This window comes from Agromyces albus, from assembly GCF_030815405.1.
Classification (GTDB): Bacteria; Actinomycetota; Actinomycetes; order Actinomycetales; family Microbacteriaceae; genus Agromyces; species Agromyces albus_A.
Genome location: NZ_JAUSWX010000001.1, coordinates 721,011 through 734,275 on the forward strand (window position 1 = coordinate 721,011; position 13,265 = coordinate 734,275).

A 13,265-nucleotide genomic window follows, 5' to 3' on the forward strand; every position below is an offset into this window, starting at 1 on the left:
CGTGCGGGGTGAACCGCGACGACTTCGCGGTCTCGGCGCTCGCACTCGCGCCGGCCGCCGGAACCGCGACGGGCGTCGGGCTTCAGGCCTCCTACGCGATGGGCGACGGCAGCTGCGGCACCAACGCGACCCTGCTCCGCGAGGTCGCGCTCCAGTTCTCGGTCGAAGCGCCCCAGCAGGGTCTCCGATCCGATGTGGACACGACGGCGCTCGCCGACGGCGAGCACCTCATCGCCGCCGCCTCCACGACCGGCGAGGTCGCGACGCGCACGCTCATCAGCGACAACAGCGGCCCCGCCGTGGTCTCGAGCAGCCCCGCCGCGGGCGAGACGATCACGTCGGCCGTGACGCTCGATGTGTTCCTGGAGGATGCCTCGGGCATCCTCTCCGGACCCGACGTCACACTCGACGGCGCCCCCGTGGCACTCGCCGACGCGATCGGCCCCGGCCTCAGCGCAGGCGAGCACACGCTCGCCGTCACGGCCGTCGACGGTCTCGGCAACGGGGTCACCCACGAGATCGTGTTCGTCTCGGCCGGCATCCCGGATGCGCCGGCGGAGCTCGATCCGCTCTCCGGTGCCACCGACATCGGCGCGGACGTCACGCTCTCCGCGAAGGTCGCCGAGCCCGACGGCGGCGATGTCACGGCGACCTTCTCGCAGGCCGAGATCATCAGCCCGAACCAGGTGTGGCAGGGCACGTCGCCGGCAGTCCCGACCACGCTCCGGGTCGACGGCGAGCAGCCGGTCGACGCCTCATCGCTCACCCCTGGCGACGGACTCACCCTCGACACCAGCGCCTCGCGCGATGTCGCCTACCAGCGCTTCGACGTGATGATCAAGGGCAAGGTGCGCGCCCCCGTGCTCCGCTGGGCCGGCGTCATCGACCCAGACCGCCTCGCCTCCTTGCGTGCATGGAACGTGGCAGGCGCAACGTGGGACGTGCTCGCGAGCGCCCGTGGAACAGCGGAGGGCGACACGGTGCTCACGGCCGACGTCGACGACCGCTACATCGACGGCCAGCAGGTGCACGTCATGGTCACGGGTGAAGACCCCTTCGCCGACGACCTCGTCGCCGGCGACCCGAACAGCTTCGCCGACCCAGCGAGCTACGACTTCTCGATCGCGCACTTCACCGACACGCAGTACATCTCGGAGGGCGCCGTCGAGCAGGAGACGCCGGAGGAGCGTGCGGTGTGGGAGTCGGCGTACTCGGGGATCGTCGACTGGATCGCCGAGAACGCGGAGTCGCGCAAAATCGCCTACGTCGCCCACACGGGCGACATCATCGAGAACAACATCCGCAAGCCCGTCACCGACGCGCAGGCGCAGCAGGCGATCGGCGAGTTCGAGGTGTCGTCGGCCCAGCAGGCCGTGCTGGATGCCGCGGGCGTGCCGAACGGCGTCGTCGCGGGCAATCACGACAACCAGTCGGGCACCGAGAACGGACCCGAGGCCATCTTCAACCGCTACTACGGCCCCGACCGTTACGCGGCAGCAGCGGCCGGGTGGCAGCAGGCCGAGTACGGTGGGCCCTGGCGTGACGGCGACAACCAGAATCACTACGACCTGTTCTCGGCGGGCGGGCTCGACTTCGTCGTGGTCGGCCTCTCGTACGGCGTGACGCGCGAGGAGGCGGAGTGGGCAGGCGGCATCTTCGCGCAGTTCCCCGACCGCAACGGCATCCTGCTCTCGCACGACTACCTCGCCCCGAGCACGCAACCCGACGGACGCAATGCGAGCTTCTCGGCACCCGACGGCTCGATGCTCTACAACACGGTGGTGGAGAAGAACGCGAACGTGTTCCTGATCCTCGCCGGCCACGAGCACGGCGTGGGCACGAACGTGAAGGCGCGCGTCGGGGAGGTCGACCGCGGCGTCGTCGAACTGCTCGCCGACTACCAGTTCTACACGGTCTCTGCAGATCGCCTCGGACTGACGGAGATCGGCGGGTACCAGCCCGACGCGCAGCTGCAGTTCGGAGCGAGCTTCTTCCGGCTGCTGCAGATCGACGTCGACCGGGGCATCATGAACGTCGACACGTACTCGCCGCTGCTCGACGAGTTCGGGGCGACCGAATACGACGACCGGAAGCGGTACGACGGCACAGAAGACAACATGGTGCTGCCGGTCGACCTCACGAGCCGCACGACGAGCTTCCACACCGACTCGGTGGCACTCTACGTGCCGACCCAGGTCGTCGGCGAGACGACCGTGGCCTCCGGTGAAGTGGCGTCGATCGAATGGGCGAAGCTCAAGCCGGGCACGGCGTACGCGTGGCTCGTCACCGCTCGATCGGCCGGCGGAGGCGAGACGACCTCGGAGCCCTCGGTGTTCATCACGTCGGATGCCGCAGGCCGGCCCGGCGTGTGGAACGAGGGCTCCCCGCTCTTCCCGTACTTCCGGCAGAGTGAGCCCCTGGCCGGATGATGCATCATCACCGCCGCCGTCGCGTCCCGTTCGCCCGGGCCGCGGCGGCGGTCGGCGCCATCCTGCTCGCCGTCGTGCTCCCGGCAGGCCCGGCGGCGGCCCACGATTCGACGACGTCCGCTTACGCCGAGATCGAGCGCCTCGGCTCCGAGGTCACCGTCGAGCTCGAACTCGAGTACGACCTGCTGATGAAGTCGGCCTGGCTCTACGCGGAAGCCTACGAGGCGACGGATCCCGCAGAACAGCTGCGCCAGCTCACCGGGAACGCCGACGCCGTCGACGAGTACGTGACCGAACGGTTCGCGGTCGACGCCGATGACAGCCGCTGTCTCCTCGAACGCGGCGATGCGCCCGACCTCCGCCAGCGGAACGATCGTGCCTTCGCGGTGCTCAGCTACGTCGCCGAGTGCCGCGGTGGCGAACCCGGCACCCTCGCGGTCTCGAGCGCGCTGTTCCCCGACATCGAGGGGTTCGTGCACGACACCGAGACCCTCGTGAGCTGGGATCTCGACGGCGCTCGGGGCAGCGGCATGCTCGACGCCGGCGCGCCGACGATCGAACTCGACGCGACCGCTCCGCAATTCGGCGCGTTCTTCGTGCTCGGCGCCGAGCACCTGCTGCTGGGGCTCGACCACGTGCTCTTCCTGGTCGCGCTGCTGCTCGGTGCACGAAGCATTCGAGGGGTCGTGCTCAACGCCAGGATGTTCACCGTCGCGCACAGCGTGACGTTCCTGCTCGCCGGGATGGGCCTCGTGAACGTGCCGGCCGCGATCGTCGAACCGGTGATCGCGCTGTCGATCGTCGCGGCCGCAGCCGCAGCGCTCTCCCGTCGCGAGACGGCCGCACGATGGCGGCCGCCGGTCGTGTTCGCCTTCGGCCTGCTGCACGGCCTCGGGTTCGCGAGCGCACTCGGCATCGACGAAGGGTGGTCGTGGGAGCTGTTGTCGTCGCTGATCGCGTTCAACCTCGGCATCGAGGCGGTGCAGCTCGTGCTCATCGCGATCGCGTTCCCGCTGCTCGTGTTGCTCCGGCGCACAGCTGCGGCCGGACCTGCGATCCTCATCGCGGCCGTGCTCGTCGGAGCCGCAGGGCTGTTCTGGTTCGTCGAGCGCGTGATCGCCGGCGTGAGCGCGATGGCGTGAGCGGAATTCAGGCCCCGGTTGCCTCGTCGGCGCGCTCGGTGGCGGTGGCGGCGGCGTTCCCTGCGGCGCTCACCTCGGCCGGGCGGTGCTCGACGTCGTCGACGTCGGCACGGGGCATCGCGATGCCGCCGGCGATCGTGACGAACGCGGCGACGAGCACCGCGACGAAGACGGCCGTCGACGCGGCCTGAATGGCGACGGGGGAGTGCTCGCCGAGCCCGGAGCGCACGATGACGCCGTTCGCGACCGCGCCGAAGATCGCGACGCCCACGGCACTGCCCATCGAGCGCAGGAACATGTTCGCGCCGGTGACGACGCCGCGCTCGGTCCACGGCACCGACGACTGCGCTGCGATGAGGGTGGGGGAGGCCACGAGCCCGAGTCCGAGCCCGACGATGAAGCACGCGATCGCGGTCGCCACGACGTTCGGCGTGAACGACGACACGAGGAGCGCCGTCGAGCCGAGCACGGTGATCGCGAGCCCGATGAGCGCGGTGCGCTGGAACCCGATGCGGAGGTAGAGGCGGCCGGACTGGGCGGCCGCGATCGGCCAGCCGAGGGTGAGCGCGGCGACGGCGAGCCCCGACACGAGCGGCGAAGCGCCGGCCGTGACCTCGAGGAAGGTCGGAACATACGAGGTCAGGCCGATGAGTACGGCGCCCACGCCGAGCGAGATGAGCGAGGTCGTCACGATGAGCCGCCGCGAGAACAGCCAGAGCGGCAACACCGGCTCGGCCGCCCGCCGTTCGATGAGCACGAACGCGACGAGGAGCAGCCCGCCCACGGCGAAGGCGCCGACGCTCTGCCACGACAGCCACGCCCAGGCCTGGCCTCCTTCGAGCACCGCGAGGATGAGCAGCGTGAGCGCGACGCTGAGCACGCTCGCCCCCGCGATGTCGATGCGGTGCTTCTCCCGCCCGACCGACTCGTGATACGCGCGGAGCAGCATCCATGCGGCGATGATGCAGAGCGGGATGTTCACGAAGAAGATCCACCGCCATGAGGCGAACTCGGCGAACAGCCCGCCGAGCGTCGGCCCGATGACCGACGAGGCCGCCCAGACGCTCGCGATGTAGCCCTGCACCCTCGCGCGCTCGCGCACCGTGTAGATGTCACCCGTGATCGTGATCGACACGGGGAGCACGGCTCCGGCTCCGAGTCCCTGCAGCGCGCGGAACACGATGAGCGAGGTCATATCCCATGCGAACCCGCAGAGGATCGAGCCGACGAGGAACAGGCCGATGCCGACGAACATGATCGGCTTGCGCCCGATCGTGTCGGCGAGCTTTGAGTACACCGGCACCGACACCGCTTGCGCGAGCAGGTAGATCGAGAACAGCCACGGGAACTGGGTGAACCCGCCGAGGTCGGCCACGATCGACGGCACAGCGGTCGCGAGGATCGTGGAGTCGATGGCGATGAGCCCCGTCGCGAGCATCACCGCGACGAGCACGGGACCTCGATCGGAACGGAATCCCACCGCGCTCTGCTCCGTCATGCTGCTCCTCGCTGAGGCGACGTCGACCGCCGCCCCTCCAGTCACCCTCTCAGTCGCAACGCGTTCGCGCCCGTTTCATTCCCGACGGATGCCCCGCGCCCGTGTAGCGTCGGGGCATGCGGGTGCGAACGAAACGACGGCCGACGCCAGAACCCGAGCCGACCGCCCAGGTCACGGCCGACAGCGAATCGCGCGCACCCGAGGTGAGGGTCCGCGCGTTCCGCATCGGATTCGTCGGGGCGCTCGGTGTGCTGCTCGCCCTGATGCTCGGCAACATCGTCGGCGATCTCGGCACGGTCATCCTCTACGTGGCCCTCGCGCTCTTCCTCGCGCTCGGGCTCGACCCCATCGTCAGCTGGCTGCAACGCCGCGACATGCCGCGAGGGCTCGCGATCCTGCTCGTGTTCGTCGTCGTAATCGGCCTCTTCGTCGGCCTCATCTCCCTCATCGTGCCGATCGTGATCCGAGAGACGACGACCATCATCAGGGAATGGGACGACATCGTCGAGCGGGTGCTGAACAGCGAATTCGTCGGCTGGCTCAATTCCCTGACCGGCACCGGCACCGCGATCGAAGACACCATCGTCTCCGCGGGCGACTGGCTCGCCGACCCCGACAATCTCGGCTCGCTCGGCGGCGGCATCCTCGCGGTGGGCGCCGGCATCCTGGGCGGGTTCACCGGGGCCGTCATCGTCCTCATCCTGACCCTCTACTTCCTCGCCTCGCTCGACTCGCTGAAGCGCTACGCGGCGCGCTTCGTGCCCGCGAGCTCGCGCGGCGCGTACCGCGAGGTCGAGGAGGAGATCACCGGTTCCGTCGGTCGGTACGTCATCGGCCAAGTGAGCCTCGGCGCGACCAACGGTGTCCTGAGCCTCATCTACCTGTCGATCATCGGCGCACCTCAACCGATCCTGCTCGCGTTCATCGCGTTCCTCGCCTCGCTCGTGCCGCTCGTCGGCACGATCACGGGTGCCGTCATCATCTCGCTCGTGTGCCTCGCCGCGTCGCCGGTGACCGCGCTCGCGGCGGCGATCTATTACCTGATCTACATGCAGGTCGAGGCCTACGTGCTGAGTCCGCGCATCATGTCGCGCGCGGTCGCCGTGCCCGGCGCCCTCGTCGTCATCGCCGCCGTGGCGGGCGCAACGCTCGGCGGCGTGCTCGGGGCGCTCGTGGCCATCCCGGTGGCGGCTTCGCTCGTCATCATCATGGACAAGGTCGTGTTCCCGCGACAGGACCGGATGTAGCGCTGCAGCGCGAACGAGCGCGCGTGCCGGTCAGAACCAGATGCTGAGGTGCGGCGTGCGCTCGGACGCGAACATGCGGTCCGCGAGCGCGATCGACCCGGGCGCCACCTCTGCCAGCCGACCGGCACGCGCGAGCACCGAAGGCCGCACCCCGCCGAGGTAGATCGCGCCGAGCTCCTGCACGCCGAGGCGGATGCCCTGGGACGGGCGCGAGCGACGCGTGCTCTGCGCGACCCGCGATGCTGTGACGCCCGCCGACGGCGTATCGTCGACCCGCCGCAGCTCGCCCCGCCCGTTGCCGGCGACCTCGAGCTCGAAGGTGCCGTCGGCGTGGCCGTCGGGATCGGCGATCTCGAGGGTCAGGGTGCCGGTCGCGCCATAGACCCGAGCCGAGAGTGCCGCGACCGGGTCGAGCACGCGCACCCAGAGGTGGTCGACGACGTCGCTGACCGTGATCGCCCGCGGGTCCTCGAGCAGCCACGCCACCGGCTCGTCGACTGAGCGCAGTCGCCCGCGCACGGCCGTCACGAAGTCCTGCTCCACGAGGAATCGCCAGAGCGCGCGCTCCGCGTCGTCGGTGGCGGCAACGAGGAAGTCGAAGTCGAGGATGCCGGGCTCGTCGAGCTCGCGCGTGATGCGATAGGTGACGAAGCCCTGCGGCTGGCCGTCTTCGTCGTCGTAGCGCACCACCCGGGTTGCTCGGGCGAAGTCCCGTTCGGGATCGATGAGCCCGAGCACGCGATCGAGAAGGCCGGGCCAGCGGTCGATCTCGCCCGGGGTGCGCGCGACGGCGCGACGGACGAGGGCTGCGGCGTCGTCGCGCAGCTCGGCGGGCTCGATGAGCTCGAGGCGTCCGGGCGCGGCGGGACCGATCCAGCGAACCCGGGGACGGTCGATCGTGATGGTCGCCGCCTGTGCAGCGGGGGCGAAGCCGAAGCGACCGTAGATCGTCGCCTCGGTGGCGGTGAGCATCGCGAGCGCAGCGCCGGCGGCACTGGCATCGGCGACGCTGCCCGCCATGAGCGCCCTCGCAATGCCGCGGCGCCGATGCGTCGGCGAGACGGTGACCGAGCTGACCGCCCAGCCGTCGACACTGCGCCCGCCGGGCACCGTGAGTCCGGCCGGCCAGCCCGACACCGTCGCGACAGGAGTCTCGCGGTCGGCGGCCTTCGGGTCGTAGACGCCGAGCACGCGCCGGTCTGTCAGGACCTGCAGCTGGTGCGCGGCATCCGTCTTCCGGGGCCGGGCGCGGTGGAAGCCGCGTATGTCTGCCTGGATCCACGCCGCGAGCGCGGCCCGGTTGCCCGGGTCGAGCAGTCGGTACTCGAGTCCCTGCGCCGCGATGGCAGCGGATGCCGCGGAGTCGAGCGGGATGTCCTGCAGATCGAACGACATCATCCCAGAGTACCTGCGGCAGGCTGGGGAGTCGGGCGAGCCCGTCAGGTGCGCAGGATCCTGCCGCCGCCCCTCGTGCGCGAGACCGCGTCGACCGTGGCCGCGAGGATGAGCACGCTGCCCGTGACCACGAGGTTGACCCCCGCGGGGAGGTTGAGCAGCCCGAGTCCGTTCGTGATGACGGCGATCACCAGCGCGCCGACGGCGGCGTGCAGCAGGCGGCCGCGGCCGCCGAAGAGGCTCACGCCACCGACGACCGCAGCGGCGACGCCCGACAGCACGATCTCACGGCCGGCGGCCGCGTCGACCGCGCCGACCTTGCTGATCGAGAACAGGCCGGAGACGACGGCGAGGCTCGAGCAGATGATGAACGCGGTCCACCGGATCAGCATGACCTTGACGCCCGCGCGCCGCGCCGCTTCGGCGTTGCCGCCGATCGCGTAGAGGTATCGTCCGTACCTCGTGCGGTCGAGTACGAACGTGCCGATCCAGAGGATGACGAGCACGATCGGCACGACGATCGGCACGCCCTCGACGGCTCCGACCGACTGGCCGCGGTTGCGGCTGAGGATGCCGACCACGGCGCCGCCGATGACCGCGATGACGCCGAGCTTGATCCAGACGAGCGTGATCGTGCGGTTGGGAACGCCGGCGCGTGTGCGACGGGCGCGATCCCAGAACGAGGTCGCCGCCGAGACCGCGAGAATGATCGCGAGCATGGCCCACCCGGCCCAGACCGGGAGGTTCTGGTTCTGGATGGCCCTGATCTCGGGGATCTGCACGCGGTAGAGGCCGCCCGCTCCGATGATCATGAGCGTGAGTCCCTGATAGCCGAGGAAGAGGCCGAGGGTCACGACGAACGAGGGGATGCCGACCCTCGCGACGAAGAAGCCGATGAACGTGCCGGTGAGGATGCCGGCGGCGAACGCGATCGCCAGCGCGATCATCCACGGCACTCCGTGCACGTTGACGAGCACGATGAACAGGGCCATCGTCATGCCGCTCGTCACGCCGGCCGACAGGTCGATCTCTCCGAGCAGCAGCACGAACACGAGGGCCATGCCCAGCATGACGAGCGTGGCCGCCTGGGTCAGCAGGTTGGCGAAGTTCCGCTCGGTCAGGAAGAACGGGCTGAGCAGACTGAACAGGATCGTCAGCACGACGAAGCCGCCGACGGCCGGCAGCGCGCCCATCTCGCCGCTCCGCAGGCGCTGGAGGTACCCGCGAACCTGGTCTTGGATCGTCCCCTCCTGGCCGCTGCCGATGAGGTCGCCTGTGCCGGGGCCTGGCGCGGCGTCGGAGGTGGACACCGTCTCTGGTGCGCTCATGCGCTCGCTCCTGCCGCGGTCTTCGTGCCGGTGATGTAGCCGACGACGTCGTCGCTCGTGGTGTCCTTCGTGTCGAGCGTGGCGACCATCTGCCCGAGGTAGAGCACGTAGATGTGGTCGGCGACGGCGAACACGTCGGCGAGGTTGTGGCTGATGATGATGACCGCGACGCCCTGCTCGGCGAGGCGCTCCACGAGGTGCAGCACCTGCTCGGTCTGTGCGACGCCGAGGGCGGCCGTCGGCTCGTCGAGGATGACGACGCGTGCCTTCTTCAGCACCGCACGGGCGATCGCGACCGTCTGCCGCTGGCCGCCCGAGAGTGAAGCCACCTTCTGTCGCACCGACTTCACGGTGCGCACCGAGAGGGAGCGGAGGGTGTCGGATGCCTCGCGCTCCATGCGGCCCTCGTCGAACGTGCCGCTCACCGTCTCCTCGCGACCGAGGAACATGTTCTGCACGATGTCGAGGTTGTCGCAGAGCGCGAGGTCTTGGTAGACGACCTCGATCCCGAGGTGTGCGGCGTCGCGTGGGGTGTGCAGCACGACCTCTTCACCGTCGAAGCGCACGGTGCCGGCATCGTAGGGCTGCACGCCGGCGAGGCCCTTGATGAGCGTCGACTTGCCCGCGCCGTTGTCGCCCACGAGGGCGGTGACCTTGCCCGGGTAGGCCTTCAGGCCGACGCCCTTGAGCACGCTGACCGGCCCGAAGCTCTTGACGATCCCCGTGAGCTCGATGATGGGCTTGTCCATTGCCGGTTCCTTTCAGACGACGCTGTCTGATCTCAGTGTGGCACGCGACGTCGCGGATGACGGGATGGATCGGAGGCCCCGGAGCAGGCTGCGCCTCGAGGCCTCCGATCCGTTCGGCTATGGAGTGATGCCGTACTGCTCGCACGCGGCGGCGACTTCGCCCTCGCAGAGCTCCGCAGCGTCGGCGTCGCCGGCGTCGACGACCTGGATGACCTCCTCCGGCCCGACGAGCACCGGGGTGACGGCGATGTACGGCGTGCCGTCCTCGAGCTCCTGGTCAGCGGTGGGCGTCTCGCCCTCGAGGAGCGCGACGGCGAGTTCGATCGCGGCGTCGGCCTCGAGCTTGATCGGCTTGTAGACCGTTGCGGTCTGCTTGCCGAGCAGCACGTTCTGCAGGCCGGCGATCGAGGCATCCTGACCCGAGACGGGAACGGTGAGGCCGTTCTTGTCGAGGATCGTGATGACGCCCGCCGCGTTGGTGTCGTTCGCCACCCAGACTGCGTCGACCTTGCCGCCGAGCGAGGTGAGCGCCTGCTCGAAGTTCGTCGCGGTCTTGTCGCCGTCCCAGACTCCCGGCGGCTCAGCGGCGGGCTTGATGCCGGCGGCTTCCATGGCTTCGACGGCGCCGTCGTGGAACATCTTGGCGTTGCCGTCGGCCGGGTCACCGCCCATGTAGACCACGACCGCCGTGGCCGGGTCCTTGCCGGCAGCGGCCAGGCCGTCGACGATCGACTGCCCCTCGAGGCGGCCCACTTCGAAGTTGTCGAACGAGACGTAGTAGTCGGCACCCTCGATCGGGCGGTCGTAGGCGATCACCGGGATGCCCTCGGCCTTGGCCTTCTCGGCGACCGCGGCTCCGGCGCCGTTGTAGTCGACGAGCAGCATCACGCCGCAGCCCTTGCTGAGCTGCTGGTCGGCGATGGTGGAGTACTTGTTGACGTCGCCCTGGGCGTTCTGGATGTCGGTCTCGAATCCCGCGGCCTCGAGGCCCTCTTCGAGATACGGACGGTCGTTGTTCTCCCAGCGCGGTGAGGAGGCGGCGTCGGGCAAGATGACACAGGCTCGCGTCGCCGCGTCGCCCCCGTCTTCTCCGCCACCATCGCCGCCGCCCGCACAGCCCGCCAGCAACAGCGCCGAGACTCCGGCGAAAGCGGCGGCAGAGACCAGTGAAGAAGTCTTCATGGCGCTCCCCTTCTGTAGGTGAGGTCGACCCCTCGCGGTGCCGTCGTCATCCTTGGCGGCGGCACTGCCATGATCGCGCAATGTGGAGGATTCCTTCATAACGCTTGGGTACCGAATGGGCCGGTTACGCGCCATCCCTGCCGGAACTCCGGGATTGCTCGCCGATGCGCCCGATCGTGGCCCCTTGACTGGGGGTGCCCGCAGCGGTCGGTTCAGGCTCCGACGCGCGCAGACAGGTGCGGTGCCACGACGCGCTCGAACGACGACGCGGTGCGCTCGACGACCTCTGGCCACGCGGCATCCCAGATCGCCTCGTTGAAGATCTCGACCTCGATGTCGCCCGCGTATCCGGCGGCCTCGACGGCCCGCGTGAACGCGGTGAAGTCGATGACGCCGTCGCCCGGGTAATGCCGCGCCAGCAGCACGTCGGCCGGCAGCGGCGTCGCCCAGTCGCACACCTGATAGCTCGCGATGCGACCGGATGCTCCGGCGCGCGCGATCTGCTCGAACACTGCTGGATCCCACCAGACGTGGAAGGTGTCGACGACGACCCCGACGGTCGCCGCGTCGAACGGCTCCGCGAGATCGAGCGCCTGCCCGAGCGTCGAGATGACGGCACGGTCGGAGGCGTACATCGGATGCAGCGGCTCGATCGCGAGGGTCACCCCGGCGGCCGCGGCATCCGGAGCCAGCTCGCCGAGGGCGTCGCCCACGCGCTCGCGGGCACCCACCAGATCGGTGGATCCGGCAGGGATCCCGCCCGCGACGAGCACGAGCACGGCGGCCGAGCCGGGAGCTCCGGCGGCGGCGAGCGTCGCGGTCTCCTCGATCGCCCTGCGGTTCTCGTCGATCGCCGCACGCCGGTCGGGACCTTCGGGCAGGGTGAAGAACCCGCCGCGGCAGAGGCTCGACACGCGCAGGCCCGAGTCGGCGAGCCGGCGGGCCGTCTCGTCAAGTCCGACGGCGGCGACGGGCTCCCGCCAGAGCCCGATCGACTCGTAGCCGCCGGCGCGCGTCAGGCGCAGGGCTTCGTCGAACGGGGCGTACTTGATCGTGGCCTGGTTGAGCGAGAGTCGCGGGTGCGCGGTCATGCGAGCGCCTCCTCGAGATCAGCTTCGCTCGTGACCTCGGCCGGCTCGATGCCGTTGAGCGTCAGCAGCGACTGCCAGCGGGCCGCCGCGAGCTCGGGCCGCTCGAGCGCGCCGCACGCGTTCGCGCGCCGCACGATCTCGGAGAGGTGCGGCAGGCTGCGGGCGGCGTGCAGGCCGCCGACCATGCTGAACGCCGACTGGTGGCCGTTGAGCCACGAGAGGAACGCGACACCGGTCTTGTAGTAGTAGGTGGGCGCGGCGAAGATCTGCTGCGAGAGTGCCTCGGTCGGGCCGAGCAGGTCGCGGTACCTCGCGGTGTCGCCCGCGTCGAGGGCTTGCACGGCCGCCGAGGCGTGCGGCGCGAGTGCAGCGAAGGCGCCGAGCAGCGCGTCGGAGTGGCCGCGCTCGTCGCCCTCGATGAGGCCCACGTAGTGGAAGTCGTCGCCCGTGAACATGCGGGCCGACTCGGGCAGGCGCTCGCGCACGGCGATCTCGGCGCCCGCGTCGAGCAGGCTCATCTTCACGCCCGCCACGCGCTCGCGGTTGTACTCGATCACCTGCAGGAGTGTCGACGAGGCGACGTCGGTGTCGGCTGAGCCGAAGTAACCGGCGAGGCTCGGGTCGAACGCCGTGCCGAGCCAATGCAGGATGACGGGCGCGCCAGCCGCCTGCAGCACCTCGCGGTAGACGCGGCGGTAGTCGTCGGCCGTGCGTGCAGCGCGGGCCAGGTGGCGGCTCGCCATGAGCACGACGCCGGCGCCCGCGTCTTCGGTGAAGTGCAGCTGCTCCTTGTAGGCGTCGATCACCTCGTCGAGCGAGATGTGCTCCTCGTCGACATGGTCGGTGTTGACGCCCACCACGAGGCGACCGCCGACGCTCGCCGCCTCGGCGGCGCTGCGCGAGATGAGCTCGCGCGTCGCGGCGGCGTCGAGGCCCATGTTGCGCTGTGCGGTGTCCATGGCGTCGGCGACGCCGAGCCCCCATGACCACACGTGGTGGCGGAACGCGAGCGTCTGGTCCCAGTCGATCTCGGCCGGCGCGCCCGGCACGTTGTCGGCCCACGCCTTGGGCACGACGTGAGCTGCGGCGTACACCACGCGACTCGTGAGCGGATGCCGCGGCTTCGCGATGATCGACGCGGGGGCGAGGGGCACCCCGGTGCGGGTGCCCGACTCGTCGATGAGGGTGAGGGTCGTCATGGTGC

At 70.0% G+C, this 13,265-nt stretch carries 10 protein-coding genes; 3 read left to right on the top strand and 7 right to left on the bottom strand.

Features of this window, described 5'->3' with window-relative positions; translation table 11 throughout:
- The first annotated feature begins 8 nt into the window (after positions 1–8).
- Complete coding sequence (locus QFZ29_RS03360; protein WP_306892836.1) at positions 9–2,429, top strand: metallophosphoesterase; 2,421 nt, start codon at positions 9–11, stop codon at positions 2,427–2,429.
- On the top strand, positions 2,426–3,571 hold the full coding sequence (locus QFZ29_RS03365; RefSeq protein WP_306892837.1) for a HupE/UreJ family protein: 1,146 nt from the start codon (positions 2,426–2,428) through the stop codon (positions 3,569–3,571). Before QFZ29_RS03360 ends, QFZ29_RS03365 begins: the two co-directional genes overlap by 4 nt.
- Before the next feature lie 7 nt (positions 3,572–3,578).
- Here QFZ29_RS03365 and QFZ29_RS03370 read toward each other — a convergent pair whose 3' ends face one another.
- A complete protein-coding gene (locus tag QFZ29_RS03370) occupies positions 3,579–5,069 on the bottom strand; it encodes an MDR family MFS transporter (RefSeq protein ID WP_306892838.1) in 1,491 nt (496 codons plus the stop codon).
- Positions 5,070–5,185: 116 nt separating this feature from the next.
- Between QFZ29_RS03370 and QFZ29_RS03375 the strand changes: the two genes are divergently transcribed.
- Positions 5,186–6,316, top strand: coding sequence for an AI-2E family transporter (locus QFZ29_RS03375; RefSeq protein ID WP_306892839.1), 1,131 nt, complete (start codon positions 5,186–5,188; stop codon positions 6,314–6,316).
- A gap of 30 nt (positions 6,317–6,346) precedes the next feature.
- On the opposite strand, the gene QFZ29_RS03380 is transcribed toward QFZ29_RS03375, so the two are convergent.
- From QFZ29_RS03380 to QFZ29_RS03405, 6 genes are all read right to left on the bottom strand, one after another.
- Positions 6,347–7,711, bottom strand: a complete 1,365-nt coding sequence (locus QFZ29_RS03380) for a GNAT family N-acetyltransferase (RefSeq protein WP_306892840.1) — start codon at positions 7,709–7,711, stop codon at positions 6,347–6,349.
- Between the two features lie 44 nt (positions 7,712–7,755).
- Positions 7,756–9,039, bottom strand: a complete 1,284-nt coding sequence (locus QFZ29_RS03385) for a sugar ABC transporter permease (protein ID WP_306892841.1) — start codon at positions 9,037–9,039, stop codon at positions 7,756–7,758.
- Positions 9,036–9,788: an ATP-binding cassette domain-containing protein gene (locus QFZ29_RS03390; protein ID WP_306892842.1), complete on the bottom strand. Its 753-nt coding sequence runs from the start codon at positions 9,786–9,788 to the stop codon at positions 9,036–9,038. Before QFZ29_RS03390 ends, QFZ29_RS03385 begins: the two co-directional genes overlap by 4 nt.
- A gap of 117 nt (positions 9,789–9,905) precedes the next feature.
- Entirely contained in the window at positions 9,906–10,970 is a 1,065-nt protein-coding gene (locus tag QFZ29_RS03395) for a sugar ABC transporter substrate-binding protein (RefSeq protein ID WP_306892843.1), read from the bottom strand.
- A gap of 212 nt (positions 10,971–11,182) precedes the next feature.
- Positions 11,183–12,061, bottom strand: a complete 879-nt coding sequence (locus tag QFZ29_RS03400; RefSeq protein ID WP_306892844.1) for a sugar phosphate isomerase/epimerase family protein — start codon at positions 12,059–12,061, stop codon at positions 11,183–11,185.
- Positions 12,058–13,260 (bottom strand): dihydrodipicolinate synthase family protein, encoded by a 1,203-nt coding sequence (locus QFZ29_RS03405; RefSeq protein WP_306892845.1) that lies wholly within the window; start codon positions 13,258–13,260, stop codon positions 12,058–12,060. Before QFZ29_RS03405 ends, QFZ29_RS03400 begins: the two co-directional genes overlap by 4 nt.
- Between the last annotated feature and the right edge of the window lie 5 nt (positions 13,261–13,265).

What these genes read in the sequence shown, in the direction of transcription:
- QFZ29_RS03365 (WP_306892837.1), top strand. Translation starts at nt 2,426, where the DNA reads ATGATGCATCATCACCGCCGCCGTCGCGTCCCGTTCGCCCGGGCCGCG.
- QFZ29_RS03380 (WP_306892840.1), bottom strand. Translation starts at nt 7,711, where the DNA reads ATGTCGTTCGATCTGCAGGACATCCCGCTCGACTCCGCGGCATCCGCT.
- QFZ29_RS03375 (WP_306892839.1), top strand. Translation starts at nt 5,186, where the DNA reads ATGCGGGTGCGAACGAAACGACGGCCGACGCCAGAACCCGAGCCGACC.
- QFZ29_RS03370 (WP_306892838.1), bottom strand. Translation starts at nt 5,069, where the DNA reads ATGACGGAGCAGAGCGCGGTGGGATTCCGTTCCGATCGAGGTCCCGTG.
- QFZ29_RS03390 (WP_306892842.1), bottom strand. Translation starts at nt 9,788, where the DNA reads ATGGACAAGCCCATCATCGAGCTCACGGGGATCGTCAAGAGCTTCGGG.
- QFZ29_RS03395 (WP_306892843.1), bottom strand. Translation starts at nt 10,970, where the DNA reads ATGAAGACTTCTTCACTGGTCTCTGCCGCCGCTTTCGCCGGAGTCTCG.
- QFZ29_RS03385 (WP_306892841.1), bottom strand. Translation starts at nt 9,039, where the DNA reads ATGAGCGCACCAGAGACGGTGTCCACCTCCGACGCCGCGCCAGGCCCC.
- QFZ29_RS03400 (WP_306892844.1), bottom strand. Translation starts at nt 12,061, where the DNA reads ATGACCGCGCACCCGCGACTCTCGCTCAACCAGGCCACGATCAAGTAC.
- QFZ29_RS03405 (WP_306892845.1), bottom strand. Translation starts at nt 13,260, where the DNA reads ATGACGACCCTCACCCTCATCGACGAGTCGGGCACCCGCACCGGGGTG.